Annotated in this window: 23 protein-coding genes; 12 read left to right on the top strand and 11 right to left on the bottom strand. The window is 63.9% G+C overall.

The window, feature by feature from the left end:
• Nucleotides 1-214 precede the first annotated feature (214 nt).
• Nucleotides 215-454 carry a hypothetical protein gene (locus GGD63_RS21805; RefSeq protein ID WP_183245204.1) on the bottom strand — a complete coding sequence of 80 codons (240 nt, stop codon included), beginning with the start codon at nt 452-454 and terminating at the stop codon, nt 215-217.
• 228 nt (nt 455-682) lie between these two features.
• Between GGD63_RS21805 and topA the strand changes: the two genes are divergently transcribed.
• The 6 genes from topA to rpmG all read left to right on the top strand — a co-directional run bounded on the left by topA (nt 683) and on the right by rpmG (nt 8,902).
• On the top strand, nt 683-3,445 hold the full coding sequence (gene topA / locus GGD63_RS21800; protein WP_183245203.1) for a type I DNA topoisomerase: 2,763 nt from the start codon (nt 683-685) through the stop codon (nt 3,443-3,445).
• Between the two features lie 7 nt (nt 3,446-3,452).
• The gene (gene rnr / locus GGD63_RS21795; RefSeq protein WP_183245202.1) at nt 3,453-5,801 is read left to right on the top strand and encodes a ribonuclease R; all 2,349 of its coding nucleotides are present in this window, start codon (nt 3,453-3,455) and stop codon (nt 5,799-5,801) included.
• On the top strand, nt 5,801-6,235 hold the full coding sequence (locus GGD63_RS21790; protein WP_183245201.1) for a DUF983 domain-containing protein: 435 nt from the start codon (nt 5,801-5,803) through the stop codon (nt 6,233-6,235). Before rnr ends, GGD63_RS21790 begins: the two co-directional genes overlap by 1 nt.
• Nucleotides 6,236-6,266: 31 nt before the next feature.
• Nucleotides 6,267-7,028 carry an NUDIX domain-containing protein gene (locus GGD63_RS21785; RefSeq protein ID WP_183245200.1) on the top strand — a complete coding sequence of 254 codons (762 nt, stop codon included), beginning with the start codon at nt 6,267-6,269 and terminating at the stop codon, nt 7,026-7,028.
• 255 nt (nt 7,029-7,283) lie between these two features.
• The gene (locus tag GGD63_RS21780) at nt 7,284-8,609 is read left to right on the top strand and encodes an LLM class flavin-dependent oxidoreductase (RefSeq protein ID WP_183245199.1); all 1,326 of its coding nucleotides are present in this window, start codon (nt 7,284-7,286) and stop codon (nt 8,607-8,609) included.
• Between the two features lie 125 nt (nt 8,610-8,734).
• Nucleotides 8,735-8,902: a 50S ribosomal protein L33 gene (gene rpmG / locus GGD63_RS21775; protein ID WP_007603295.1), complete on the top strand. Its 168-nt coding sequence runs from the start codon at nt 8,735-8,737 to the stop codon at nt 8,900-8,902.
• Nucleotides 8,903-9,028: 126 nt separating this feature from the next.
• On the opposite strand, the gene GGD63_RS21770 is transcribed toward rpmG, so the two are convergent.
• Nucleotides 9,029-13,060 carry a LuxR C-terminal-related transcriptional regulator gene (locus GGD63_RS21770; RefSeq protein WP_312013350.1) on the bottom strand — a complete coding sequence of 1,344 codons (4,032 nt, stop codon included), beginning with the start codon at nt 13,058-13,060 and terminating at the stop codon, nt 9,029-9,031.
• A 199-nt stretch (nt 13,061-13,259) separates the two neighbouring features.
• Between GGD63_RS21770 and GGD63_RS21765 the strand changes: the two genes are divergently transcribed.
• Nucleotides 13,260-13,589 carry a nuclear transport factor 2 family protein gene (locus GGD63_RS21765; RefSeq protein WP_183245197.1) on the top strand — a complete coding sequence of 110 codons (330 nt, stop codon included), beginning with the start codon at nt 13,260-13,262 and terminating at the stop codon, nt 13,587-13,589.
• Nucleotides 13,590-13,704: 115 nt separating this feature from the next.
• Here the strand turns inward: GGD63_RS21765 and GGD63_RS21760 are convergent, their stop codons facing one another.
• From GGD63_RS21760 to GGD63_RS21750, 3 genes are all read right to left on the bottom strand, one after another.
• Nucleotides 13,705-14,370 (bottom strand): helix-turn-helix domain-containing protein, encoded by a 666-nt coding sequence (locus tag GGD63_RS21760; protein ID WP_183245196.1) that lies wholly within the window; start codon nt 14,368-14,370, stop codon nt 13,705-13,707.
• Between the two features lie 604 nt (nt 14,371-14,974).
• The gene (locus GGD63_RS21755) at nt 14,975-15,427 is read right to left on the bottom strand and encodes an NUDIX domain-containing protein (RefSeq protein WP_183245195.1); all 453 of its coding nucleotides are present in this window, start codon (nt 15,425-15,427) and stop codon (nt 14,975-14,977) included.
• A gap of 188 nt (nt 15,428-15,615) precedes the next feature.
• Nucleotides 15,616-16,848, bottom strand: a complete 1,233-nt coding sequence (locus GGD63_RS21750; RefSeq protein WP_183245194.1) for an MFS transporter — start codon at nt 16,846-16,848, stop codon at nt 15,616-15,618.
• 130 nt (nt 16,849-16,978) lie between these two features.
• Here GGD63_RS21750 and GGD63_RS21745 point away from each other — a divergent pair, with 130 nt between their 5' ends.
• Nucleotides 16,979-17,584 carry a TetR/AcrR family transcriptional regulator gene (locus GGD63_RS21745; protein ID WP_183245193.1) on the top strand — a complete coding sequence of 202 codons (606 nt, stop codon included), beginning with the start codon at nt 16,979-16,981 and terminating at the stop codon, nt 17,582-17,584.
• 329 nt (nt 17,585-17,913) lie between these two features.
• Here GGD63_RS21745 and GGD63_RS21740 read toward each other — a convergent pair whose 3' ends face one another.
• Nucleotides 17,914-19,287, bottom strand: coding sequence for a PleD family two-component system response regulator (locus GGD63_RS21740; protein WP_183245192.1), 1,374 nt, complete (start codon nt 19,285-19,287; stop codon nt 17,914-17,916).
• A gap of 14 nt (nt 19,288-19,301) precedes the next feature.
• Nucleotides 19,302-19,667: a response regulator gene (locus GGD63_RS21735; protein WP_027553080.1), complete on the bottom strand. Its 366-nt coding sequence runs from the start codon at nt 19,665-19,667 to the stop codon at nt 19,302-19,304.
• Nucleotides 19,668-19,905: 238 nt separating this feature from the next.
• On the opposite strand from GGD63_RS21735, the gene GGD63_RS21730 reads away from it, so the two are divergent.
• Together GGD63_RS21730 and GGD63_RS21725 are read left to right on the top strand one after the other, a co-directional pair.
• Nucleotides 19,906-20,217, top strand: coding sequence for a DUF3572 domain-containing protein (locus GGD63_RS21730; protein ID WP_183245191.1), 312 nt, complete (start codon nt 19,906-19,908; stop codon nt 20,215-20,217).
• Nucleotides 20,214-21,503 (top strand): DNA polymerase IV, encoded by a 1,290-nt coding sequence (locus GGD63_RS21725; RefSeq protein WP_183245190.1) that lies wholly within the window; start codon nt 20,214-20,216, stop codon nt 21,501-21,503. The genes GGD63_RS21730 and GGD63_RS21725 overlap by 4 nt, the downstream gene beginning before the upstream one ends.
• Before the next feature lie 16 nt (nt 21,504-21,519).
• Here GGD63_RS21725 and GGD63_RS21720 read toward each other — a convergent pair whose 3' ends face one another.
• Nucleotides 21,520-21,675, bottom strand: coding sequence for a hypothetical protein (locus GGD63_RS21720; protein WP_008548553.1), 156 nt, complete (start codon nt 21,673-21,675; stop codon nt 21,520-21,522).
• A gap of 154 nt (nt 21,676-21,829) precedes the next feature.
• On the opposite strand from GGD63_RS21720, the gene GGD63_RS21715 reads away from it, so the two are divergent.
• On the top strand, nt 21,830-22,237 hold the full coding sequence (locus GGD63_RS21715; protein WP_183245189.1) for an ACT domain-containing protein: 408 nt from the start codon (nt 21,830-21,832) through the stop codon (nt 22,235-22,237).
• A 25-nt stretch (nt 22,238-22,262) separates the two neighbouring features.
• Here the strand turns inward: GGD63_RS21715 and GGD63_RS21710 are convergent, their stop codons facing one another.
• The 3 genes from GGD63_RS21710 to GGD63_RS21700 all read right to left on the bottom strand — a co-directional run bounded on the left by GGD63_RS21710 (nt 22,263) and on the right by GGD63_RS21700 (nt 24,165).
• The gene (locus tag GGD63_RS21710) at nt 22,263-22,661 is read right to left on the bottom strand and encodes an NUDIX domain-containing protein (protein WP_183245188.1); all 399 of its coding nucleotides are present in this window, start codon (nt 22,659-22,661) and stop codon (nt 22,263-22,265) included.
• A gap of 12 nt (nt 22,662-22,673) precedes the next feature.
• Nucleotides 22,674-23,075, bottom strand: a complete 402-nt coding sequence (locus tag GGD63_RS21705) for a RidA family protein (protein ID WP_028171561.1) — start codon at nt 23,073-23,075, stop codon at nt 22,674-22,676.
• Nucleotides 23,076-23,319: 244 nt separating this feature from the next.
• Nucleotides 23,320-24,165 carry a cell envelope integrity EipB family protein gene (locus GGD63_RS21700; protein ID WP_183245187.1) on the bottom strand — a complete coding sequence of 282 codons (846 nt, stop codon included), beginning with the start codon at nt 24,163-24,165 and terminating at the stop codon, nt 23,320-23,322.
• Between the two features lie 231 nt (nt 24,166-24,396).
• Between GGD63_RS21700 and GGD63_RS21695 the strand changes: the two genes are divergently transcribed.
• On the top strand, nt 24,397-24,864 hold the full coding sequence (locus GGD63_RS21695; RefSeq protein WP_014494672.1) for a RidA family protein: 468 nt from the start codon (nt 24,397-24,399) through the stop codon (nt 24,862-24,864).
• Nucleotides 24,865-24,869 lie beyond the last annotated feature (5 nt).

Raw genomic sequence — 24,869 nt, 5'->3', positions numbered from 1 at the left:
CCGCGGAACGACTCTGGATTGCTTCACTACGCTCGCAATGACGCGGATGATGCAGCGTGCTCATATCTATCACCGTCACCCTGAGGCGCTCGCCTCTTCGGCGAGCCTCGAAGGGCGACGGCCCGGCTGGCGCCTCGGCCGTTCATCCTTCGAGGCTCCCGGCGCGATGCCCAGCATCGCGCCACTCATGACGGGACTGATAGAGACCCGCGCCTCACGACAGCTTGCGCCTCGTCCGCAGCCGCAGATGCTCGTCGGCCTCCAGCTGCGTCATGCCTAGGAGATAATGCAGCACGTCCAGCTTGTGGCGCTCGGCGAGCTTGCGCAAGGCAGCCACCTGCTCGGCGATGAAGGCCACCGCCTCATCTGCCCCGCCCTCCCCTGGTTCCTCGCTGCGCGAGCCTCCCGGCACGCCCGATACGGCGCGCGCCCGCTTCTTTCCCGGCCTTGTCACCAGTCCCCACCCCGAATCCACGCCCCACAGAGACACTACGCCGACATGGACCGCAACTCCAAGGTGGTATTTTGCAACTTTCTCGATATGAAACTTTTCCCATCCGGAGCGCTTTCAACACCCCTCGATTTGACAGCGGAGGTCTCACCACCCATGTTCGGGGCGAAACGGCCGACCCGAGTCCTTTCGTTTCCGGCCCGAGATTTTCCCGTAAGCCACTGGAACTAAATGAATATCGTCATTGTGGAGTCGCCGGCGAAAGCCAAGACGATCAACAAATATCTGGGCTCGTCCTACGAGGTTCTGGCCTCGTTCGGCCATGTCCGCGATCTCCCGGCGAAGAACGGTTCCGTCGATCCCGACGCTAATTTCAAGATGATCTGGGAAGTCGACCCCAAGGCGGCCGGCCGGCTCAACGATATTGCCCGGTCGCTGAAGGGCGCCGACCGCCTGATTCTGGCGACCGACCCTGATCGCGAGGGCGAGGCCATCTCCTGGCACGTGCTGGAGGTGATGAAGGAGAAGCGCGCGCTGAAGGATCAGAAGATCGAGCGCGTGGTGTTCAACGCCATCACCAAGCAGGCCGTCTCGGAGGCGATGAAGCATCCGCGCGAGATCGACGGCGCGCTGGTCGACGCCTATATGGCGCGCCGCGCGCTGGATTATCTGGTCGGCTTCACGCTCTCCCCGGTGCTGTGGCGCAAGCTGCCGGGCGCCCGCTCGGCCGGCCGCGTGCAGTCGGTGGCGCTGCGCCTCGTCTGCGACCGCGAACTCGAGATCGAGAAGTTCGTGCCGCGCGAATATTGGTCGCTGATCGCGACCCTGCTCACCCCGCGCGGCGATGCCTTCGAGGCCCGCCTGGTCGGCGCCGACGGCAAGAAGATCCAGCGCCTCGACATCGGCACCGGCGCCGAAGCCGAGGACTTCAAGAAGGCGCTGGAACTGGCGAGCTACGCCGTTACCGCGGTCGACGCAAAGCCGGCCCGCCGCAATCCGCAGGCGCCCTTCACCACCTCGACGCTGCAGCAGGAAGCCAGCCGCAAATACGGCTTTGCGCCCGCGCACACCATGCGCATCGCCCAGCGCCTCTATGAAGGCATCGACATCGGCGGCGAGACCACCGGACTCATTACTTATATGCGTACCGACGGCGTGCAGATCGCGCCCGAGGCGATCACCCAGGCGCGCAAGGTGATCGGCGAGGACTATGGCAACGCCTATGTGCCGGATGCGCCACGCCAGTACCAGGCCAAGGCCAAGAACGCCCAGGAAGCACACGAAGCGATCCGCCCGACCGACCTCTCACGCCGCCCCGACAGCATGAGCCGCAAGCTCGATGCCGACCAGGCGCGCCTCTATGAGCTGATCTGGAAGCGCACCATCGCCAGCCAGATGGAATCGGCCGAGCTCGAGCGCACCACCGTCGACATCACCGCGAAGGCCGGCGGCCGCACGCTGGAGCTGCGCGCCACCGGCCAGGTCGTCAAGTTCGACGGCTTCCTCGCTCTTTATCAGGAGGGCCGCGACGACGAGGAGGACGAAGACTCCCGCCGCCTGCCCGCGATGAGCCCGAACGACGCGCTGAAGCGACAGTCGCTTTCCGTCACCCAGCACTTCACCGAACCGCCGCCGCGCTTCTCGGAAGCGTCCCTCGTCAAGCGCATGGAAGAGCTCGGCATCGGCCGCCCCTCGACCTATGCCTCGATCCTTCAGGTCCTGAAGGACCGCGGCTACGTCAAGCTGGAGAAGAAGCGCCTGCACGGCGAGGACAAGGGCCGCGTCGTGGTCGCGTTCCTCGAAAGCTTCTTTGCCCGCTACGTCGAATACGACTTCACCGCCGGTCTCGAAGAGCAGCTCGACCGCATCTCCAACAACGAGATCTCCTGGCAGCAGGTGCTAAAGGATTTCTGGACCGGCTTCATCGGCGCCGTCGACGACATCAAGGATCTGCGCGTGGCGCAGGTGCTCGACGTGCTCGACGACATGCTGGGCCAGCACATCTATCCGCCGCGCGCGGATGGCGGCGACATCAGGCAGTGCCCGAACTGCGGCACTGGCCGGCTGAATCTGAAGGCCGGCAAGTTCGGCGCCTTCGTCGGCTGCTCGAACTATCCGGAGTGCCGCTACACCCGTCAGCTCGCCGCCGATGGCGAGGCGACTGCCGACCGGTCGCTCGGCCAGGACCCTGATACGGGTCGCGATGTCTGGGTCAAGGCCGGCCGCTTCGGGCCCTACATCCAGCTCGGCGAGCAGAAGGATTACGAGGAAGGCGAGAAGCCCAAGCGTGCAGGTATCCCGAAGGGCACCTCGCCCAGCGATGTCGAGCTCGAGCTTGCGCTGAAGCTGCTGTCGCTGCCGCGCGAGATCGGCAAGCATCCGGAGACCGGCCAGCCGATCACAGCCGGCCTCGGCCGCTTCGGGCCGTTCGTGAAGCACGAGAAGACCTATGCGAGCCTCGAGGCCGGCGATGAGGTCTTCGACATCGGCCTCAACCGCGCCGTGACGCTGATCGCGGAGAAGGTCGCCAAGGGCCCGAGCCGGCGCTTCGGCGCCGATCCCGGCAAGGCCATCGGCGATCACCCGACGCTCGGCACCGTCACCGTGAAGAGCGGCCGCTACGGCGCCTATGTCACCGCGGGCGGTGTCAACGCGACGATCCCCGCCGAGTTCGAGAAGGACGCCATCACGCTGCCGCAGGCGATCGCGCTGATCGACGAGCGCGCGGCCAAAGGGGGCGGAAAGAGCGGCGGCAAGACCAAGGCGAAGAAGGCGGCAAAGCCGGCCAAGGCCAAGAAGGCTGCAGAGAAGGCTGCGGACGGCGAGGACGCCGCACCGAAGCCGAAGAAACCGGCCGCGAAGAAAGCCGCGGCCAAATCGAAGACTGAATCCACCAGCAAGGCGCGCGCCGCCGTGTCGTCGACCGCAAAGACGTCGCCGACCAAGGCAGCCGCCACCAAGGCTCCGGCCAAGAAGAGTGCCGGCAAGAATTAGAGGTTAAGTGAAACCAAAGAAAGACCATGGCTTTCCCGACAGGCAAGCCATCGTCGCCTTCATCAAGGCAAATCCAGGAAAGGTCGGGACTCGCGAAATTGCGCGCGAGTTCGGCCTGAAGAACGCCGATCGCGCCGAGCTCAGGCGCATGCTGCGCGAGCTCGCCGACGACGGCATCATCAAGAAGAAACGCCACAAGGTCTCCGAGCCGGACGCTCTGCCGCCGACGCTGCTCGCCGACATCACCGGCCGCGATACCGACGGCGAGTTGATCGCCTCCCCCGCCGAATGGGACGAGGTCGAGAGCGGCGAGCCGCCAAAGATCCTCATCGAGATGCCGCGCCGGCCCAAGCCCGGCACCACCGCCGGCATCGGCGATCGCGCGCTGCTGCGCGTCGAGCGCAGCGATGATGACGAAGGCCCCGCCTATCGCGGCCGCATCATCAAGGTCATCGACAAGGCCAAGAGCCGCATCCTGGGCGTGTTCCGCGCGCTTCCCGAAGGCGGCGGACGGCTCGTCCCCGTCGACAAGAAGTTCGCCGACCGCGAGCTGAACATCGCGAAGACTGATACGGGTGGCGCGCAGGACGGTGACCTCGTCAGCGTCGACATCGTCCGCTCACGCGGCTTTGGCCTCGCCTCCGGCCGGGTCAAGGAGAAGCTCGGCTCGGTCAAGTCCGAGAAGGCGATCAGCCTGATCGCGATCTATGCCCACGACATTCCGCTGCAGTTCTCCTCCGCCGCCGAGCGCGAGGCTGAAGCCGCCGAGCCCGCCAATCTGAAGGGCCGCGAGGACTGGCGCGACGTCCCGCTCATCACCATCGATCCACCCGACGCCAAGGATCATGACGATGCGGTGCATGCGCAAGCAGACGACGATCCCAACAACAGGGGCGGCTTCATCGTCAACGTCGCCATCGCCGATGTCAGCTTCTACGTCCGGCCGGGTGCTGCGCTCGATCGCGACGCGCTCGACCGCGGCAACTCGGTCTACTTCCCCGACCGCGTCGTGCCGATGCTGCCCGAGCGCATCTCCAACAATCTCTGCTCGCTGGTGCCGGGCGAGCCGCGCGGCGCGCTGGCGGTGCGCATGGTGCTCGGCCCCGACGGCCGCAAGCGCTCGCACAGTTTTCATCGCATCCTGATGCGCTCGGCGGCGAAGCTGAGCTACGCGCAGGCGCAGGCTGCGATCGACGGGCGGCCGGACGATACCACGGGCCCCCTGCTCGATCCGATCCTGAAGCCACTCTATGCCGCCTACGCCTGCGCCAAGCGCGCGCGCGACGAGCGCGATCCGCTCAATCTCGATCTGCCGGAGCGCAAGATCCTGCTCAAGAGCGACGGCACGGTCGACCGCGTCGTCGTGCCGGAACGCCTCGATGCGCACAAGCTGATCGAGGAATTCATGATCCTCGCCAACGTCGCGGCGGCGGAAATGCTCGAGAAGAAGTCGCTGCCGCTGATCTACCGCGTGCATGACGAGCCGACGCTGGAGAAGGTCCACGCGCTCGCGGAATTCCTGGAAACGCTCGACGTCCCCTTCGCCAAATCGGGCGCGCTGCGTCCTACCCTGTTCAACCGCGTGCTGGCCCAGCTCGAGGGCCATGACTATTACCCGCTGGTCAGCGAGGTCGTGCTGCGCGCCCAGGCGCAGGCTGAGTACTCATCGGAAAACTACGGCCATTTCGGCCTCAACCTGCGCCGCTACGCGCATTTCACCTCGCCGATCCGCCGCTATGCCGACCTCGTCGTGCACCGCGCGCTGGTCCGCGCGCTGGGGCTGGGCGAAGGCGCCCTGCCCGACAGCGAGACACCGGAGAGCCTCGGCGAGGTCGCCGCGCATATTTCGCTGACCGAGCGGCGCGCGATGAAGGCGGAGCGCGAGACCGTCGACCGCCTGATCGCCCATCATCTTGCCGACCGCATCGGCGCGAGCTTCCAGGGCCGCGTCTCCGGCGTCACCCGCGCCGGCCTGTTCGTCAAGCTGAGCGAGACCGGCGCCGACGGATTGATCCCGATCCGATCCCTCGGCACGGAATATTTCAACTATGACGAGAGCCGCCACGCCCTGGTCGGCACCCGCAGCGGCACGATCTACCAGCTCGGCGACGTCGTTGATGTCCGGCTGATCGAAGCCGCTCCCATCGCCGGCGCGCTGCGCTTCGAGCTGCTGTCGTCGGAGAGCGAGAGCGGCCCACGTGAGCGCAGGCCATTCCGTCCACAGCGCAAATCATCCAAGGCGCATCCCGGACGCAGCCCGGAGAGAAAACGCAAGCCGGAGACGCAAAAGTCCGGCAAGGGGAAGAAAGTCAAGAACAAGGGAAAAGGCAAGGGCAAGAAGGGCAAGGCGTGGTGATGATGAGCACGGCCCCGAAAATCTGGACGCGCGAGACCGGCCTCGTCGAGAAACGCGACGTCTGGACGGCGATGAAGCGCGGCTTTCGCGGCCGCTGCCCGCGCTGCGGCGAGGGCAAGCTGTTCCGCGCCTTCCTGAAGACGGCAGACAATTGCGCCAGTTGCGGCCTCGATTTCACGCCGCACCGCGCCGACGATCTGCCGGCCTATCTCGTGATCGTCATCGTCGGCCACGTCGTGGTGCCGGCCATCCTCTGGATCGAGACCAATTACACGACGCCGGTCTGGATCGGCTTTGCGGCCTATCTGCCCTTCACCTTCGTCGCCTCGCTCGCGCTGCTCCAGCCGGTCAAGGGCGCCGTGGTCGGATTGCAATGGGCTCTGCGCATGCACGGCTTTGACGACAACCCTCCGGATGGTATTCCGCCGGTCTAAGCAATAAGCAAGAAACGGTTTGGGTGAGGACATGACGGATATTTCGCAGGCGGAAGAGAAGGCCAAGATCCACGAGGGCAAGGAAGCCGACCATCATCCTTACTTTCGCCCGAAGGATGCGGCGACGCTGATCCTGGTCGATCGCAGCGGCGCCATTCCAAAGGTCCTGGTCGGCAAGCGCCACGACAAGGTGGTGTTCATGCCCGGAAAATTCGTCTTCCCCGGCGGCCGCGTCGACAAGGACGACTATCGCGTGCCGGTTGCAGCGCCCGTCACCGCGGAGCTGGAAGCCAATCTCGCCAAGGGCAGCCCGAAGACGCCGGCCTCGCGCGCAAAATCGCTCGCGATCGCCGCGATCCGCGAGGCCTGCGAGGAGACCGGTCTTTGCCTCGGCCGCAAGGCCCAAGACAAAACTGAGGGCAAGGCCAGGCTCGAAGGTCCGTGGAAGCCGTTTGCCGATGCGGGCCTTTTGCCCGACCCCTCCAGCCTGTTCCTGATCGCGCGCGCGATCACCCCGCCCGGCCGGGTCAAGCGGTTCGACACGCGCTTCTTCACCGCGGATGCCTCCGCGATCACCCACCGCGTCGAGGGCGTGATCCATGCCGATGCGGAGCTGGTCGAGCTGGTCTGGGTCGAGCTCGGCTCAAAACCGCTCGCCGACCTGCATCCGATGACGCGCAACGTGCTCAACGAGCTCGACAGCCGTCTTGCCACCGGCCCGCTCCGGCACGATGCGCCGGTGCCGTTCTTCCATTTCTACGGCGGCAAGATGCAGAAGGATATTTTGGGCTAGTTGGCGCGCTGCGGCGTAGTTCGAAGTCCGAGTTCTATCCTCCGTCATTCCGGGGCGCGCGAAGCGCGAACCCGGAATCCATCGCTCGGCAGTCTTTGCGGCCCAATGGATTCCGGGTTCGCCGCTTTGCGGCGCCCCGGAATGACGTGCTGAAAGATCTGCGAAAAACAAAAAATTCTTCCCGTCTCTCCCAATGGCGGAGTTCCCGGGCGTGCCTATGTCTTTGCGAACGACACCCAGAACGGATACGGGGCGATGGCACAACGGCAACTCAAGCTTGGCGCGTTCATGCGCCCGATCAGCATCCACACCGGCGCCTGGCGCTATCCCGGGGCCTGGCCCGACGCCAATTTCAACTTCGGTCACATCAAGCAGCTGATTCAAAAGCTCGAGGCCGGCAAGTTCGACGCCTTCTTCATGGCCGATCACCTCGCCGTCCTGAACATGCCGATCAACGCGCTCAAGCGCAGCCACACCGTGACATCGTTCGAGCCGTTCACGCTGCTGTCGGCGCTCTCGGCGGTCACCGAGCGCATCGGCCTGATCGCGACCGGCTCGACCACCTTCGACGAGCCCTATCACGTCGCACGCCGCTTCGCTTCCCTCGACCATCTCAGCGGCGGCCGCGCGGGCTGGAATATCGTCACCACCTCGAATCCGGACGCGGCGCTGAATTTCGGCCTCGACGACCACATGGAGCATGCCGAGCGCTACAAGCGCGCCCGCGAGTTCTACGACGTCGTCACGGGGCTGTGGGATTCCTTCGCCGACGACGCTTTCGTGCGCGATGTCGAGAGCGGCCTGTTCTTCGATCCCGCCAAGATGCACACGCTCGATCACAACGGCAAATATCTGAAGGTGCGTGGTCCCCTCAACATCGCCCGCCCGGTGCAAGGCTGGCCGGTGATCGTGCAGGCCGGCGCCTCGGAAGACGGCAAGCAGCTCGCCGCAGAGACCGCGGAAGCGGTTTTCACCGGCGGCGGCAGCCTCGCCGACGGCCAGAAGCTCTATGCCGACATCAAGGGCCGCATGGAGAAGGTCGGCCGCGATCCAGAGCACCTCAAGATACTCCCCGGGGCCTTCGTCGTTGTCGGCGACAGCGTCGATGAGGCCAGGGAGAAGCGCGCGCTGCTCGACAGCCGCGTGCACTATGACAGCGCCATCGCCTCGCTGTCCGTCATCCTCGGCACCGACGCCTCCGGCTTCGATCCCGATGGCCCCCTCCCCGAGATCCCCGAGACCAACGCCAGCAAGAGCGGCCGCCAGCGCATGGTCGATCTCGCCGCCCGCGAAAAGCTCACTGTACGCCAGCTCGCCCAGCGCGTCGGCGGCTATGGCGGGCTGTCCTTCGTCGGCACGCCAAAAACCATCGCCGACCAGATGGAGGAATGGCTGGTCGGGCGCGGCTCCGACGGTTTCAACATCATGTTCCCGTTCCTACCCGCAGGCCTCGACGATTTCGTCGACAAGGTGGTCCCGGAGCTGCAGCGGCGCGGGATTTTCCGCAAAGAGTATGAAGGGGCCACTTTGAGGGAGAATCTGGGCCTGCCGCGGCCGAAAAACCGCTTCTTCGAGGCCTAATGGGGCCGTTTCGGGTAGATTTCCGGTCCTAAAACCTTGACATCAGGCGGTTTCTGGCTAGGTTGCCGGCCAACGCGGGCCGTTTGGCCGGCTCCAGATTCCCCTGATATTCTGAGGTTCAGAACATGGCCAAAGCGGTCACCATCAAGGTCAAGCTCGTGTCCTCGGCCGACACCGGCTTCTACTACGTCGCCAAGAAGAATTCGCGCACCATGACCGACAAGCTGGTCAAGAAGAAGTACGATCCGGTCGCGCGCAAGCACGTCGAATTCCGCGAAGCCAAGATCAAGTAAGATCGGCGAAGCGTTGAAGAGTTTTGCGGGGCCCTTGCGGGCCCCGTTTTATTTTGCCCGCTCTCCCCTCATCCGGCCCCCCGCGGTCGCGCGCCTTCCCATTTCAGCCAATGACAATGCAACGCGTCAAATCAGCAAGTCATGAGCCCCATGTGCAATGGCAGGATGCGAACCGCTATTGCCGTGGTTGGCCGCGTGGTCGTCCAGCGCACTAGACGTGATTTGGACGATGATCTCGAGGTGCTTGTCCAGACCGGGCGGGACGTGCGGATCATCAAGCTCTTTGAGCTCAACCACCGCGACAAGAGTGGAAGGAGTAGCCACGCTATCGAATCGGAATACCAGTTCTTGATCCGGACCGCCGGTCTCGGACGCCGCTTTAGCCGGCTGTACCGCTTCTGATGCGATCGCAGCAGATTGCGCAGCCTGCTGCGAGTTTCCGCCTCCGGCATTGCCACCGGTCGCGACGCTCGGTTCGACGATCTCGGCTGCTTCCGGTGCGTTTGCAGAGGGTGAGTGTGAATCGTGCCCCGAGTTGCCGTGGTCCACGTCGGTCGCCTCGGCCGCCTTGTCATTGCCGACGCCGTTGCCCGGTGTGGTGTCAGCTTCAGCCAGCTCCGTCGCAGCCGCCTTTGCAGACCCCGGCTCCGAAACGTGATCCGAGTTGCCGTGGTCCACGTCGGCCGCCTCAGCCGCCTTCTTGTCATTGCCGACACCGTTGCCCGGTGTGGCGTCAGCTTCAGCCAGCTCCGCGGCTACCGCCTTTGCAGACTCCGGCTCCGAAGCGTGCTCAGAGTTACCGCGGCCCGCGCTATCGGCCGTCGCGACGCCCGGTTCGACGACCTCGGCTGCCTTCGGTCCGTTCGCGGAGTTTGGGTGTAAATCGTGCGCCGAGTTGCCGTGGTCCACGTCGGCCGCCTCGGCCGCCTTCTTGTCATTGCCGACGCCGTTGCCCGGTGTGGTGTCAGCTTCAGCCAGCTCTGTCGCAGCCGCCTTTGCAGACTCCGGCTCCGAAGCGTGATCCGAGTTGCCGTGGCTCGCGCTATCGGCCGTCGCGACGTCCGGTTCGACGGCCTCGGCTGCCTTCGGTCCGTTCGCGGAGTTTGGGTGTAAATCGTGCGCCGAGTTGCCGTGGTCCACGTCGGCCGCCTCGGCCGCCTTCTTGTCATTGCCGACGCCGTTGCCCGGTGCGGAATCAGCTCCCGTCAACTCCGTGACCGCCGCCTTTGCAGACTCCGGCTCCGAAGCGTGATCCGAGTTGCCGTGGCTCGCGCTATCGGCCGTTGCGACGTCCGGTTCGACGGCCTCGGCTGCCTTCGGTCCGTTCGCGGAGCTTGGGTGTAAATCGTGCGCCGAGTTGTCGCGGTCCTCGTCGGCCGCCTCGGCCGTCTTCTTCTCATTGCCGAGACCGTTGCCCGGCTTGGCGTCAGCTTCAGCCGCCTCCGTGGCTGCCGCCTTTGCAGACCCGGGCTCCGAAGCGTGCTGCAAGTTACCGCGGCCCGCGCCAGCGGCCGTTGCGACGTCCGGCTCGACACTGTCGGCTGCTTCCGGCGCGTTTGCAGAGGGTGAGTGTGAATCGTGCCCCGAGTTGCCGTGGTCCACGAAGGCCGCTTCTGCAGTCTTCTTGTCATTGCCGACGCCGTTGCCCGGTGCGGACTCGGCTTCAGTCGCCTCCGTGGCTGCCGCCTTTGCAGACCCGGGCTCCGAAGCGTGCTGCAAGTTACCGCGGCCCGCGCCAGCGGCCGTTGCGACGTCCGGCTCGACACTGTCGGCTGCTTTCGGTCCGTTTGCAGAGGGTGAGTGTGAATCGTGCTCCGAGTTGCCGTGGTCCACGTCGGCCGCCTCGGCCGTCTTCTTGTCATTGCCGACGCCGTTGCCAGCCTTGGATTCAGCTTCAGTCGCCTCCGTCGCCGCTTTTTCAGACCCTTGCTCCGACGCATGCTCCGAGTTGCCGCGGCCCGCGCTGTCGGCCGTTGCGACGCCCGGTTGGACGATCTCGTTCAGCCCAGTCGACGAAACGCCGGTGCCCGCATTGATCGCCTCACTCTTGAATGTGAGATTTTCAGCTGCCGTGACCGTCGCGCTATGAGCAAGCGCGATTGATGATGCGTGAGCCGACACGGCAGACGCACCCTCGCTCTCTTGCGTTGCATCCGCCGAATCGCTGGTGACGGTTCCGAACCTCGTCGACGCCCCTGGGCCGGTCCGCGTCTGCCCGAATTGAAACCTCAAGCCGTCGTCGGCCCGAATGCTCCAAACCCCGGCCGTCTCGACTGTGCTCTCGCCTGCCCCGCCAATGGCATGGACATTGTCGGTGCTCGAGACAGTCTCATCGGTTGCGACCGCCGATGCCAGCGCTTCTTCGAGCTGCTCCAAGGTGATCGCGACAGCCGTGCCTTCCGGCTGGCCGGCGAGATCCGACTCCGCAATGGATACAATCCCCTGCAGGTGGATTTCCACGAGGCCGCGATCCCCGACATCAAGGGCATGATCGGTCGGATTCACATAGACGATCGTTTCATTGCTGGCCGAGTTGTAGATCCAGGCGAGCGTATGTGGCGGTATGGACTTGCTTGCTGCTGTCATATGCAGCCAGGCAAGCGCTCCGAAAGCCGCAAAATTGATCCTGCTCGCCCCGGATGCGAAATCGAAGCCAGACTCGGAAGACGTAGAATTGGAATCGATCGGGGAGCGATGAGCAACGTCTTCATCGACGTTGCCGCCCGTCAGGTGATCGCTTCTATCTCCGCCAACACCGGCATCGTGACCAGAGACCAATAAGCCGAGAGGTTTTTGGAATTTGTCAACCACGGCGCCATCGCCCATCTGGCTCCGAGCGTCATCTCCAGCGACGCCTTCGTTTCCAGTGACCACAGACGCGGAAGGCAGGCGGGAATCGTGCGCAAGGAAACCCGTGGCTGAGTTGTCGACATGATGGGCGTCGGCATTGGTGATCGCGGCCACTCTTGCAGTCGCATTCTCTCCGGTGACGGCCAGGAAGCTGTCGAGCGACGCTTGACCCGTGCCATGCGTCTGTGCGGCGAGATGGGGGTCGTGCAGTGCGTAGATCAACGCGCCGGCGAGAGTGGCAAAAGTGCTATACCCTCCCTGAGCCGACATCGGATTGGAAGCAAGCCGCGGGAACAGGTCTTCCAGGGTCGGGGCACCTCCAATCTGTGTGTCGCTGGTTCCTCGCAGTAAAAGCGCAGGAAGATTGGGCGTGCTCGATCCAACCGGACCGTAGTCTTTCCATAGTTTCGCGCCACCAGATTGCTCAGCCGCGCGCTGCGCTTCCATTGCCACCGCCGGGTTCGTGACCTGGCTCACCCTGGCAAGAACGTCCCTCTGGGTGAGCGGGGGCGTCTCGGCGGATTCCCAGACGATGAGGTGCCTGAGAATGGCTTTTTTCCAGGGCTCATATTCGGCGTGCTGTCCCGCGTGGCCGATGCCGTCGTCATTCGGAAGCATGTCGTTCGCTTCCGCCGCCTTGAGCTCGTCCGCAATTGCGACCGCGAGGAACGCCAGCGCGAGCGTGCCGAAGCCGGAGGTGCGTTGTAACAACGCGAGGGTCGCGAGCACAGTTCTGTTGGTGATCTCAAGCTTCTGAAAAATATTGTACAGGTGGACCTTGACTGTCCCGTGGGAAACGTTGAGCTGGCGCGCGATCTCCTTGTTCGACTTTCCTTCCGACACCAGCCGTGCAATTTGACGTTCCCGGTGCGTCAATAGCTCCAGCATCTTTTCAATTTTGCCGCCGTCAGCTTCCTTGCCGGTTGGCCAGGGATAGGACTGCTCCGGCGCCGCAAAGCGCTTCGTCATCAGCCGCAGTGATCGCAGCATGGTGTCGGGAGAGGCGTACTTCGAAATGACGCTGCAGGCGCCGGCAGCGATGGCTGCGGTCAGATCGCGGTCGGTGTCGAACTCGGCAAAGAACACCAGGCGCGTGGGAAGCTTCTCAGCTTTTGCAATCGCGAGGAGCTCGGATACCGTCAGATCCGGCAGCGTGTCGGCAAGCAGCGCGACGTCGGGCCTCAATTTCCGGATTGTTTCGAGGCAGCTTGTCCCGTCGCTGGACGATGCGACAACGTCGAAGTCCTGCTCTGCCCCGAATACCGACTTCAGCCCCTGCAGAACGATCGGTTGTGGATCGACGATCACAAGCCGGATGCACGCGGACCCCTGCTTCGCAGTTACGTCTAACATGGACTCTGCCTCGGCCCGGCCATCTATGTCCTTCGGCATATGGCCGAGGCCGGGAGCTGGGTATTAAAATACAATTAATCGTTTGGAGAAAGAGGCTTAGCGGGGTTAACCCGACTTAAAATTGCAAGTTTTTGACGGTATGCAGGTGGGAATTATGTCCTTTGACCCGATGGGCGTTGCGGTTGACTGGCTCGATGCCTACCGCGCGGGCGATATCGAAGCGATCCTGGAAATGTATGCTGAAGATGCCGTGGTTCATTGCGGCTGCGGCTGCATCAAGACCATTACCGGCCGCGAGGCCCTTCGAGCCTATTGGGTCGATCGCCTCCGAGAATATCCGGCGGGCACGTTGGACGATCTCAATCCCTACCACGACGGGACCATCCTCTCCTACATCACGAGTGCCGGCGTCATGAGCGCGCTTTTTGCGTTTGACGACGCCGGGAGGATCAAGGAGCTGGACTGCAGTCCTCCCCACCACTAGCGTGATCCACGCCCGCCATGGGCCACTAGCGGTCATTCAACCCCAACGCAATGCGACATCGCCGGCCGCTCGAACGCGAGCGTTAGGGAGCTTGCCAGGCTGGAGAAAGCCGCCGTCAGGCGTCGATCCTCGCGAGAGCGCCACGGTCGACCAGTTCGAGCCGCCGCTGCGTATTTCCGTCAAAGCGCAGCAGTCCTTCGTCTCGCAATATCGAAAGAGCCCGGGACACCGTTTCCAGGGTCAGTCCGAGATAATCGGCGATGTCGCGGCGATTCATCGGCAAGATCATCACGTCCGGACGCTGCAGCCGCTCATCCATCTCGAGAAGGAATGCCGTCACCCGCTCGAGCGATGTCTTTCGGCCGAGCAGAAGCATATGGCTCTCGGCGTGCTGAAGATTCTGGGTGACGAACCTGATGAGGTCCTTGGTCCCTGCGCCTCCATATCGGACCGTCTCCAGAATGCTGGTGCGCCGCATGAGGTGGACATTGGTCTCGACGATCGCTTCGGCCGTAAAACGGTGAGTTGTCTCGTTCTCGAATCCGAACATGTCGCCGGGAAGGTGGAATGCGTTGATCTGACGGCGACCGTCCGGGAGAAGCTTGTAGGTGCGCACCGCACCGGAGATGATCTGGTAGACGTATTCGGGCTCTTCGCCCTCGCCAAAAATCTCGGAGCCCCTGCGATACCTGAATTCGCTGCAGAACATTCGCTCACCGGCCAGAACGGCAAGCTGCCCGTCAACTGGCTTACGGGGGGCGGTATTGATCCTCACCAGCATTGTTCGACCTCCCTGAAGGTTGAACACATGCTAAGCATGTCCGGGGAAGCGAAATTGATCAGGCGCAAACTTGGGAAAAACTGGTAATTGCCCGGAGCGTTTTCGAGGCCGCCCGGGAGAAGGCGGGCAAAAGGGAGCCGCCAGCCCTTGGGGAAGCCGGCGGCTTTTGGGTGGGGTCGCGTAGTGGGGGCTACGCATTGTTTTTTTACGTCGGCGCAAAGACGGCTTATTGATCGAGATCAAACAAGAATCAGGGCGCGACGAATTCGCCGCTACGCCGTATGCAGCCCTGACATCGGCCAAAGCTTGCCGCAACTCGCCGAACTTCGTCCGTCCGTGGAGGCATGCACGTCGAATCGGCGAAGCCAAGCCCTCGCGCATTTCGGACAGCTGCCGAACAGGCGGCCGGTCTCGCGCCGCCCGGTGTTGGCACGCGGCCTGCGCCTTCCGCGGCCTGTCCCCGTGATAAGCGTCTGCCGTCTTGCTCCGCCTTTGCAACACATCCGCCATGCGGCCGAAAGACGAAGTTGGTGCATGGTCGCTCGAGGACAACAATGGGCGAACAACGGACGTCGCAGTTGCGGAGCAAATCGCAACGACAATCTCATATCCGAGGCCGCACTGTCTCCAGAGCTTTCAGAGCCTCCACCACCGAATTGTAGATCAATTGGTCATCCGGCTTACGGTTCTCTTTGAGCTTCTCCACGTTCGCGCGATCAACCCAGAGAGTTTCTGACACTTTGTCGGCTTCCAGAGCTGGATTTGTGAGGTCCCCGTCGACGGTCACGATGAACTGTCGTTCTTCGTAGGGTGTCGGCCCATAGCTCCAATACTTAGGTTTTAGCTCAAGAACGATGTTTTTGAGGTGCCAGCCTGTCTCCTCGTGTATTTCGCGGCGCAGAGCAGAAAGAACGTCCTCGTCGTCTTCGACGTGCCCGCCGATTAAGTCCCAACACCCGGGAAACAAGCGACGCGTCGATGAGCGCTTTTGCACAAAGACGCGTCCTCGACCATCAACGACCATCGCGTCCGCAATAAGCTGTTTTCTTGACGGCATTTCGTCGGTGTCGGATGCGCTATAGATTAGCCTTTGCGGCGTCCACTTGAGGCCGACGGCTTGGCCTCAAGGTCCAATTTTTAATCCGGATGTCCGAGGTCCGCAACGGACCACAACCGGCCCATCACAACCAGGCGGCGCGGCGCCCGCTGTAACTTACAAAGCTGAAGCTCGGCAGCCCGCCTCGCCTAAGCCGTCCGCAACACCGGCGGCTGCGACGGCCGGATCAGTGCGAATGCCACCTGCACGATGCCGCCGGCAAGCCCGAGCGCCACGCCGATGCGCCAGGCCATGGTGTAGGAGCCGAGTGCGTCGTAGAGCACCCCTCCTCCGTAGGCGCCGAGGAAGCTGCCGATCTGATGGCTCATGAAGGCGAGGCCCTGGATCATCGCCTGCCAGCGCAGGCCGAACATCTCGGCGACGGCGCCTGCGACCAGCGGGCCGACGCCCATCCAGAGGAAGCCCATGATCGCGCCGAACAGCAGGGTCGAGAATGATGTAGCCGGCAGCATGAAGTACCAGGCGAGCGCGAGCGAGCGCAGGATGTAGATCCCGCCCAGCAGCGCCAGCTTGTTCCAGCGCTGGCCGGCCCAGCCGAAGAACAGCGAGCCCAGCACGTTGAAGCCGCCGATCATGCCGAGCGTCTGCGCGCTCAGCATCGGATCGAGGCCGCAGATGGCGAGATAAGACGGCAGGTGCGTGGTGAGGAACACGAGCTGCATGCCGCAGACGAGATAGGCGCAGGTCATCACCACGAACGGCGCGTTGCCAAATGCCGCCTTCGTCACGGACGCGGCGGTGGCATCGCCGATGTCGTCGGCGGCCGGCTTCGGCAGCGGGATCCTGTCGACGCGCCCCGCATACCAGGCCGCGGGGATCATCAGCACCGACATGATGACGAAGCCGGCAAGCCCGATGCGCCAGCCAAAGCCCTCGTTGAGCATCTGCCCGATCGGTGCCGACAGCAGCGCGCCGAGCGAGCCCGCACCGGAGACGATGCCGAGCACGGTGGAGCGCACCGTCGCAGGCACCGCGCGCGCCGCCACCGACATCGCGATTGCGGCTGCGGTGCAGGCCAGCGACGTGCCGATCAGCACACCGGCGCCGATCATGATGCTGACGAGACCGTTCGCGGTCGCCATCAGCGCGAGCCCCGCAATGTACATCAGCGCGCCCGTGATCATGATCGGGCGAAAGCCGTAGCGCACGGTGAGTGCGCCGGCGGGCGGCTGGAGAAAGCCCCAAGCGAGGTTCTGCACGGCCAGCGCCAGCGTGAAATCCGAGATCGAAATGTGGATGTCATGCGTCAGCGGCTGCATGAAGATGCCGAGGCTCTGCCGCAGCCCCATGCTCAGCGTCAGCATGATCGAGGCGCCGATCAGGATCGGCAATGTCGGACGCAGGACCTGCAACAGGGGCATTTTTCTTCTCCCTCGGGGGCGCGGCACGCGTGCCGACGTCTGTTTTTGCCGATGATTTTGATTACACAGACCTGTGTACTTAGGCTATAGATGGTCGCTGCTGTCAAGCGAACAGGACGCTTAGCTCTGCATGGCTCCCCCGCCCGCCCCACAGACGATGAAAGAGCGGATCCTTCAGACCGCCGACAAGCTGTTCTATCTGCAAGGCATTCGCGCCATCGGCGTCGACACCATCGCGGCCGAGATCGGCATCAGTAAGCGCACGCTCTACAACCACTTCCCGTCCAAGGACGCGCTGATCGCGGCTTACCTCGAGCGCCGCTTCGTAGCTCAGCGCCCGTCCGACAAGCCGCCCGCCGAGCAGATCCTCGCCACATTCGATTCGCTGGAGCGGCGCTTTGCGGCGAAGGATTTCCGCGGCTGCCCGTTCGTGAACGCGGTCGCCGAGCTCGGGCCTTCGGATCGCGCCGTGAAGAAGATCGCCATCGCCTTCAAGGAAAGCCGCCGCGTCTGGTTTCGCGACCGCCTGACCGAGCTCGGCGTTGCCAATGCGGATGCGCTCGCGACGCAGCTCGTGCTGCTGGTCGACGGCTCGATCGCGCAGGACCTCGTGCGTGACGATCCCGCAATGGCGCGCGCCGCGAAGGAAGCGGCGAAGGTGCTGCTGCGGAATGCGGGAGTGGATATGGGTGGCGATACGAAGTCGGTGAAGGGACGCAAGCGCGCGCCACAATAATCGCCTCCGCCGCATCACACGGTGTCATGCCCCGCGCAGGCGGGGCATCCAGTATTCCAGAGACCGTGAAGCTTGAACCGAGACGCCGCGGCGTACTGGATTCCCCGCCTGCGCGGGGAATGACGGCGGAGTTTGTGGAGGAAGCGCGGACACCTGACGGCTCGTCAGGACCATTTCGCGACCCTACCAATATGCTCCTGTTTTGCCCGACGGGTCAAATGACGCCGCCGACAGCGCAAACCGTCCTGCCACCCACGTAAGCCATTGATCCGGCTCGCACCGGCTACTGTGCATGGGGTTGTTTTCGCAACTCTTGTATCGCAGCAGCGTCACGCCGCCTGCGACACCACGCGATTGCGGCCGTCGTGCTTGGCCCGGTACAGCGCAGTGTCGGCGCGCTTGAGGACGTCGGCGACCGCTTCGCCCTTCTGCTCCAGCGTGGTGAGCCCGATCGAGATCGTGACCTCGATGCGCTTGGTGCCCTTGTGGATCGCGAACGGCTCGCCCGCGATCGAGCGGCGCAGGCGCTCGGCGACCATGCCGGCGACGTGGAGATCGGTCTCCGGCATCACGATGACGAACTCCTCGCCGCCGTAGCGGCAGGCGAGATCAATGCCGCGGATCGACTTGCGCACCCGCACCGCGAATTCGCGCAGCACGTCGTCGCCGGCATCGTGGCCGTAATTGTCGTTGATCGACTTGAAGTAGTCGATGTCCAGGATCATCAGCGCCAGCGGCTTGCCGCGGGTCGCGGCCTGCTCTGCGAGCGTTGCCAGATGGCTCTCCATGTAGCGGCGATTGTGCAGGCCGGTGAGCGCGTCGGTGATCGCCATCTCGATCGAGTTCTGCACGTTGTCGCGCAGATGATCGGTGTAGCGGCGGCGGCGGATCTGGGTGCGGGCGCGCGCAAGGAGCTCGGTCTTGTCGATCGGGCGCAGCAGATAGTCGTTGACGCCGATCTCCAGGCCCCGGAGCAGCCGCGTCGAGTTCTCGGCATCGGCAATGGCGAGGATCGGCACATGGCGCGTGCGCTCCAGCGAGCGCGCCTGGCTGCAGAGGCGGAGGCCGTCGAAATTGTTGAGGTCGAGCGAGACGATCAGGAGGTCGTAATTGCCCTCGGCGGCATGGAACAGCGCCTCCGTCGGGTTCGGTTCGACGTCGACGGTGTGCTCGGCCGCGAGGATTGTCGCCAGCCGCTCATAGGAGGACTCGCGGTCGTCGACCAGGAGTATGCGGCCGCCCTTGCCGGTGTCAGCGACGGCGGTGCGCTCGGGCGCCTGCATGCCGATCTCGAGCGAGGTGATGGCGCGCATGCGCAGCTCATCCGTCATCATCTTCAGCCGCGTCAGCGAGCGCACGCGCGCGATCAGCACGACGTCGGACACCGGCTTTGTGAGGAAATCGTCGGCGCCGGCCTCGAGCCCCCGGTTGCGGTCGGACGGGCTGTCGAGCGCAGTGACCATCACGACGGGAATGTGGTGGGTGGCCGGATCGGTCTTGAGACGGCGGCAGACTTCAAAGCCGTCCATATCAGGCATCATCACGTCGAGCAGGATGATGTCGCATTCGGCGCGCCTGCTGATCGCCAGCGCCTCGGTGCCGTTCGAGGCGGTCATCACGTCGAAATATTCGGCGGACAGGCGGGCCTCTAACAGCTTGACGTTGGCTGGAACGTCATCGACCACAAGGATACGCGCGGACACTGTGAACTCACTTCCTATCCGATGAAACGCCGGACCGTCTCTATGAATTTGCCGACCGAGATCGGCTTGGACAAATAAGCCTCGCAGCCGCCCTCGCGGATGCGTTCTTCGTCGCCCTTCATCGCGAACGCCGTGACCGCGACGACGGGAATGGTGCGCAGCTCCGGATCGTCCTTGATCCAGCGCGTCACCTCGAGGCCCGAGACCTGCGGCAACTGGATATCCATCAGCACCAGGTCGGGCCGCATCTTGCGCACCAGATCGAGCGCCTCGTAACCGTTGCTGGTGCCCGAAGTCTGGTAGCCATGTGCTTCCAACAGGTCGCGGAAGAGCTTCATGTTGAGCTCGTTGTCTTCCACGATCAGGACGGTCTTAGCCATCCCGCCCTCCTGATTGGCACGAAGCCGGATACATGTGACGCCTCAGGCGCCGCTCGCCGGCGCTTCGAAAACTGGATTCAAACTAGCCTCAGATTCGCTCTAGTTTCGTTAAACCCGAGGGGCCACTTTCTGCGATGTGGTTTCCAGTTGCTTGCCCCGGGATCGCAAGACTCAAGGCGGAGACTCGGGCATGATGCAAAGTAGACACCGAAAGTTAACGGAAAGGCAAACCGGCCCCGTGAAAAAGCCTGTTCACAACCCTCGCGAAGTCGCTGAAATCGTTGCGATTCAGGCCCTGTCCTTCGTCGCGGGCGAGCCCGAGCGGCTGGGCCTGTTTCTGGCCGAGACAGGTGTCGGCCCGGAGACCCTGCGGAACGCCGCCGCGGACCCGAATTTCCTCCTTAACGTGCTCGATTTCGTGCTGCGCGATGACGCGACCGTGAAGGCCTTTGCGAAGGCCTCTGAGCTGCATCCGACCAACGTTGCCGCAGCGCGGCAGGTGCTGGGCGATGCGCTCGGCGACCCCAATTGGGAGCGCGACGTGCCGTGACCGCCCCCGTCCCGGCCGGGCCCCGCTGCTTCTGCCGGGATTGTCTGGCCGATCTGGACATGAGCCTCCGCCGCTGCCCGGCCTGCGGTTCCCCCCGCCTTGTCCGCCACCGGGCGCTGGCGAGCCTGACCATCGCCCATATCGACTGCGACGCCTTCTATGCGACGGTCGAGAAGCGCGACAATCCTGATATCGCCGACAAGCCCGTCATCATCGGCGGCGGCAAGCGCGGCGTGGTGTCGGCCGCCTGCTACATCGCGCGCACCTATGGCGTGCGCTCGGCGATGCCGATGTTCAGGGCGCTCGAAGCCTGCCCGCATGCGACCGTGATCCGCCCCGACATGGCGAAATACGTCCGCGTCGGCCGTGAGGTCCGCCAGGCCATGCAGGCACTGACGCCGCTGGTCGAGCCGCTCTCGATCGACGAGGCCTTCCTCGATCTCTCCGGCACCGAACGCGTGCACGGCATGATCCCCGCCAAGGTGCTGGCGCGCTTTGCCCGCAACGTCGAGCGCGACATCGGCATCACCGTCTCGGTCGGCCTGTCCTGCAACAAGTTTTTGGCCAAGATCGCCTCCGACCTCGACAAGCCGCGCGGCTTTGCGACACTCGATCAGGAGGAAGCGCGGTCGATGCTGGCGGAAAAGCCGGTCGGCTTCATCTTCGGCGTTGGCCCCGCGACCCAGGAGCGCCTCGTGCAGCGTGGCTTCCGTATCATCGCCGACCTGCAAAAGGCCGACGAGATCGAGATGATGCGGCAGTTTCCGAGCGACGGCCGCAGGCTGTGGCGGCTCGCCCGCGGCATCGACGACCGCCGCGTCGAGGCCGATCGCGGCGCCAAGACCATTTCCAGCGAGACCACCTTCGAGACCGACATCCGCGATTTCGCGACGCTGGAAAAGATCCTGTGGCGGCTGTGCGAGAAGACGTCGTCGCGGCTGAAGAGCAGCGAACTCGCCGGCTCGACCGTGACGCTGAAGCTGAAGACCGCCGATTTCCGCCAGCGCACCCGCTCGCAATCGATCGCCGCGCCGACGCAGCTCGCCGCGAAGATCTTCTCGATCTGCCGTGAGATGCTGGCGAAGGAGATCGACGGCACCGCCTTTCGCCTGATGGGCGCCGGCGTCAGCGCGCTACGCGAGGGATCGGCGAGCGACGACACCGACATGCTCGACCGCCGCGCCGCCCATGCCGAACGTGCCGTGGACAGCCTGCGCAAGAAGTTCGGCAGCGCCGCGGTGATCCGCGGCATTGCCTATGACGGGCCGGAGAAGGCGCAGGAGTGATCGGGTCCTGCTCAACTCAGTCGCGTTCGAAGATCCGTGCACCCGGATAGGCGCGCCTGGCATACTGGACGACCAACTGCCGATCCTGTGTTTCCAGGAACGGAGTTCGGATCTGACAAGACCCGACGATGAGGTGCCACAAGCCGTTGAGCTTTCGAATGACGACGTTCATTTGAGCTTCCTCGCAGTGACCCGAGTGGACTCAAATTGTAAGAATCTCCCGCCGTCGCTCAATTGTACCAGCGTAAGATCGGCGTATGAGAAGGGTTAGAGGAGATATACAAAGGTATGTTGGTTGTGGCTTCAACAGCCGCTGGGCAGGCACCGTGACAGGCGAACGCGATCTCGACGCGCTGCTGAGGAACATGAAGCCGGAGATGCTGGACGGCATCTTCGTGTTTTGCTCGCTTGCGCCGGGCGCGAGCATTCCAGCCACTATCAGCCCGATTCTGACGTTCCGCGAACGCGAAGGGACGACGCTGGTGGTATTGCATGAGGAGGCTGAACGTACCGGACTACGCTACGCATTCCCCTCGCGCCTGATCACCTTGGCCGTTCATTCCGCGCTCGATGCGGTAGGTTTCCTCGCAGCGATCACGGCGCGCCTGGCCGAAACAGGCATCAGCGTGAATGCCGTTTCGGCCTTCCACCACGACCATCTCTTCGTGCCTGCCGACAGGGCCGATGAAGCGATGGCTGTTCTACAGGAGACGTCCGGGGCGAAGCACTCGTAGCCCGGATAGATCTGGGCTACGGGATTCACGAACACAGCGGAAGCAACTTGTCGCGCGTCAATGGCGCGAGTTTGACTGCTCCGGGCGAGGACGGATCGAGCCAAAGGATCTCCTCGATCTCGGCTCCCGGACTTACCGAATGAGCGATAACGACACGAAAGATTTCCGCATCGACCAGCCGGCCCGGCTCATTCGCCGCTGGCGCGGTGTATCGCCCAAGATAGGTCATCTCGTTCGGATCGACGTTGATCCCGAGCTCCTCGGACAATTCCCGCCTGAGCGCAACTTGCGGATGCTCGCCGGCCTCGATCTTTCCGCCGGGCTGCATGAAGCTTTCGGTGGCCTTCTTCCTGACCAGCAGGACGCGCCCATCGCCCCTGCTCATCAACGCGGCCGCTATTCGAATGGCATTTTGCGACGTCATTCCGTCCACACCTCAATCCGCAACCGCCACCGCCTCGATCTCGATCAGCCATTCCGGCGCGGCGAGCGCGGAGACGCCGACGAGGGTCGAAGCCGGCGGCTCCATGCCTTCGAAGAAGGCCGAGCGGGCCTTGCCGATGATTGGGCGCAGCTCCGGCTTGTAGTTCACGACGAAGGTCGTGATCTTGACGATGTTCGCATAGCTCGCACCGGCCGCTTTCAGCGCCAGCCCGAGATTCTGCATCACCTGCGTCGTCTGCGCGGCGATATCCCCTTCGCCGACGATCCGCCCTTCCTCGTCAGTCGAGACCTGGCCGGAAATGTAGATGGTGCGCGCGCCGGTGGCCGTGACGACGTGGGAATAAGCGGGATTGTGATGCAGGCCGCTGGGACGGAGATGGTCGAGCTTGGGCATGGGCTGGCTCCCGGAGTTTGTGGTTGGGAGAGAGCGTAGCTGGAGAGTATGACGAGAGCTAGATGCAACACTTGTGCACCGTCATCCTGAGGTGCGAGCCATGCGACGCGAAGCGGCGTATGGGAAGCCTCGAAGGATGCACGGCCCCGCTGATACGGCCGGGCCGTCGCCCTTCGAGGGCCGCTGAAGAAGCGGCCACCTCAGGGTGACGGTGATGGTGTTGAGTGCGCTGTGGCCGACAGCCTCAATTACAGGGCTTGCTGTCCTTGACGTCGAACTTGCCCATCGCGCCGGAGATGACGAAATCGTTGTAGTCGAGCACGAGCTGGCGCGAGACGCCGTTCTCGTAGAGCTCGAACGCCATCGCGTAGACCGGGGTCTGCTCGCCTTCCTTCTGCTGGGCCTCGCGATCGAAATAGCTGACGGTGACCGGCCAGCGCTTCAGCAACTTCATGTGCTCGTCGGAGGTCGACGGATCGGACGAGATGGCGCGATCGGCGGCGATCGGCTGGCCGATCACGGTCAGCGTGTTGTAGACCTTCTGGCCGTCGTCGGAGCCGTCATAGACGGAAAGCTCGAGCAGCGACTTGCCGTCCTTGGCGGCGGCGATGATGCGCTGGATCTGCTCGGTCGGGAACACGATCTTGCCGTCGAGCGTGAAGCTCTTCGGCGCCGGCAGCTTGAGCTTGACGTTGATGTGGTCGCCGTCGCGCTCGGCTGAACCATCGACCCGGCCGGCGTCGGCCTCGTTCATCCGGGTCTCGATCTTGAAACGATAGCTCTTGCCGGTCGCGTCCTCCCAGGAGTTGGAGCGGAGGTCGCTGAGCGTGACCTTGCCCTCGCCGCTGTCGAGCTCGGAGACCTGGCGGAATTCGGAGGTGTAGCCCTCGCAGGAGCTGCCGGTGAAATTATAGAGGATGCGGCCCCGCGCGCTGTTGACCGAATTGGAGCGCGATTTGACGAGGCTCAGATCATAGAGCGCCTGGTGCGCCAGGAACGGACCGTTGGCGGCGAGCGCCCCGCCTCCGGGACCGAAAGCGGCCGCCGCGAGCGCCATCACACCGAGCGAAGTCCGGAAAAGGTGCACCATGTCTGTTCCCTGAGGAAAGCGCAGATTCGACATTTTAATGACCGTTCCATTGCGTCGCAACTGAGGCCGTTTCACGTAAAGTTGCGGCCCCCGCGTTAAACCTGCTGGCCTGCCTCAACAAAATGCAGTCCGTTCCGGTTGCTTGCATGTGGCGGCTCGATGGGCGAAACAGGGCGCCCGGCCGCCTGCGGAGGCGCCGGGGCGAATGATTTTTGGACAACGAGGGCGGACATGGCGGGCACGGTCGAACAGAAACTGGCGGAACAGGGCATCAAGCTGCATGAGGCCCCCACCCCCGTCGCCAATTACGTCCCGTTCGTGCGGACCGGCAATTTGCTGTTCGTCTCCGGCCAGGTCTGCTTCGACCCCGCCGGCAAGCTGATCGCCAAGGGCAAGCTGGGCGCCGGCGTCTCGATCGAGGACGGCGCGGCGGCCGCGCGCGGCTGCGCGGTCAACCTGCTGGCCCAGGTCAAGGCCGCGCTCGGCGACCTCGACAAGGTCGTACGCGTGGTGCGGCTCGGCGGCTTCATCAACTCGGCGCCGGATTTCCTGGACGGACCGAAGGTGCTCAACGGCGCCTCCGACCTGATGGTCGCCGCCTTCGGTGACAAGGGCCGCCACGCCCGCACCACCGTCGGTGTCGCCTCGCTGCCCGCGGACGCGGCGGTCGAGGTCGAAGGCGTGTTCGAGGTCGCCTGACGCGC

It is taken from the genome of Bradyrhizobium sp. cir1, assembly GCF_014198245.1.
GTDB lineage: Bacteria > Pseudomonadota > Alphaproteobacteria > Rhizobiales > Xanthobacteraceae > Bradyrhizobium.
Note: the sequence above shows the minus strand (reverse complement) of the source record. Positions and strands in the feature narration are given on the sequence as shown.

Coding starts and splice junctions, on each gene's coding strand:
- topA (WP_183245203.1), top strand. CDS start 683: ATGAATATCGTCATTGTGGAGTCGCCGGCGAAAGCCAAGACGATCAAC.
- GGD63_RS21790 (WP_183245201.1), top strand. CDS start 5,801: ATGATGAGCACGGCCCCGAAAATCTGGACGCGCGAGACCGGCCTCGTC.
- GGD63_RS21785 (WP_183245200.1), top strand. CDS start 6,267: ATGACGGATATTTCGCAGGCGGAAGAGAAGGCCAAGATCCACGAGGGC.
- GGD63_RS21780 (WP_183245199.1), top strand. CDS start 7,284: ATGGCACAACGGCAACTCAAGCTTGGCGCGTTCATGCGCCCGATCAGC.
- rpmG (WP_007603295.1), top strand. CDS start 8,735: ATGGCCAAAGCGGTCACCATCAAGGTCAAGCTCGTGTCCTCGGCCGAC.
- GGD63_RS21765 (WP_183245197.1), top strand. CDS start 13,260: ATGTCCTTTGACCCGATGGGCGTTGCGGTTGACTGGCTCGATGCCTAC.
- GGD63_RS21760 (WP_183245196.1), bottom strand. CDS start 14,370: ATGCTGGTGAGGATCAATACCGCCCCCCGTAAGCCAGTTGACGGGCAG.
- GGD63_RS21755 (WP_183245195.1), bottom strand. CDS start 15,427: ATGCCGTCAAGAAAACAGCTTATTGCGGACGCGATGGTCGTTGATGGT.
- GGD63_RS21750 (WP_183245194.1), bottom strand. CDS start 16,848: ATGCCCCTGTTGCAGGTCCTGCGTCCGACATTGCCGATCCTGATCGGC.
- GGD63_RS21745 (WP_183245193.1), top strand. CDS start 16,979: ATGGCTCCCCCGCCCGCCCCACAGACGATGAAAGAGCGGATCCTTCAG.
- GGD63_RS21735 (WP_027553080.1), bottom strand. CDS start 19,667: ATGGCTAAGACCGTCCTGATCGTGGAAGACAACGAGCTCAACATGAAG.
- GGD63_RS21720 (WP_008548553.1), bottom strand. CDS start 21,675: ATGAACGTCGTCATTCGAAAGCTCAACGGCTTGTGGCACCTCATCGTC.
- GGD63_RS21710 (WP_183245188.1), bottom strand. CDS start 22,661: ATGACGTCGCAAAATGCCATTCGAATAGCGGCCGCGTTGATGAGCAGG.
- GGD63_RS21705 (WP_028171561.1), bottom strand. CDS start 23,075: ATGCCCAAGCTCGACCATCTCCGTCCCAGCGGCCTGCATCACAATCCC.
- GGD63_RS21700 (WP_183245187.1), bottom strand. CDS start 24,165: ATGGTGCACCTTTTCCGGACTTCGCTCGGTGTGATGGCGCTCGCGGCG.
- GGD63_RS21695 (WP_014494672.1), top strand. CDS start 24,397: ATGGCGGGCACGGTCGAACAGAAACTGGCGGAACAGGGCATCAAGCTG.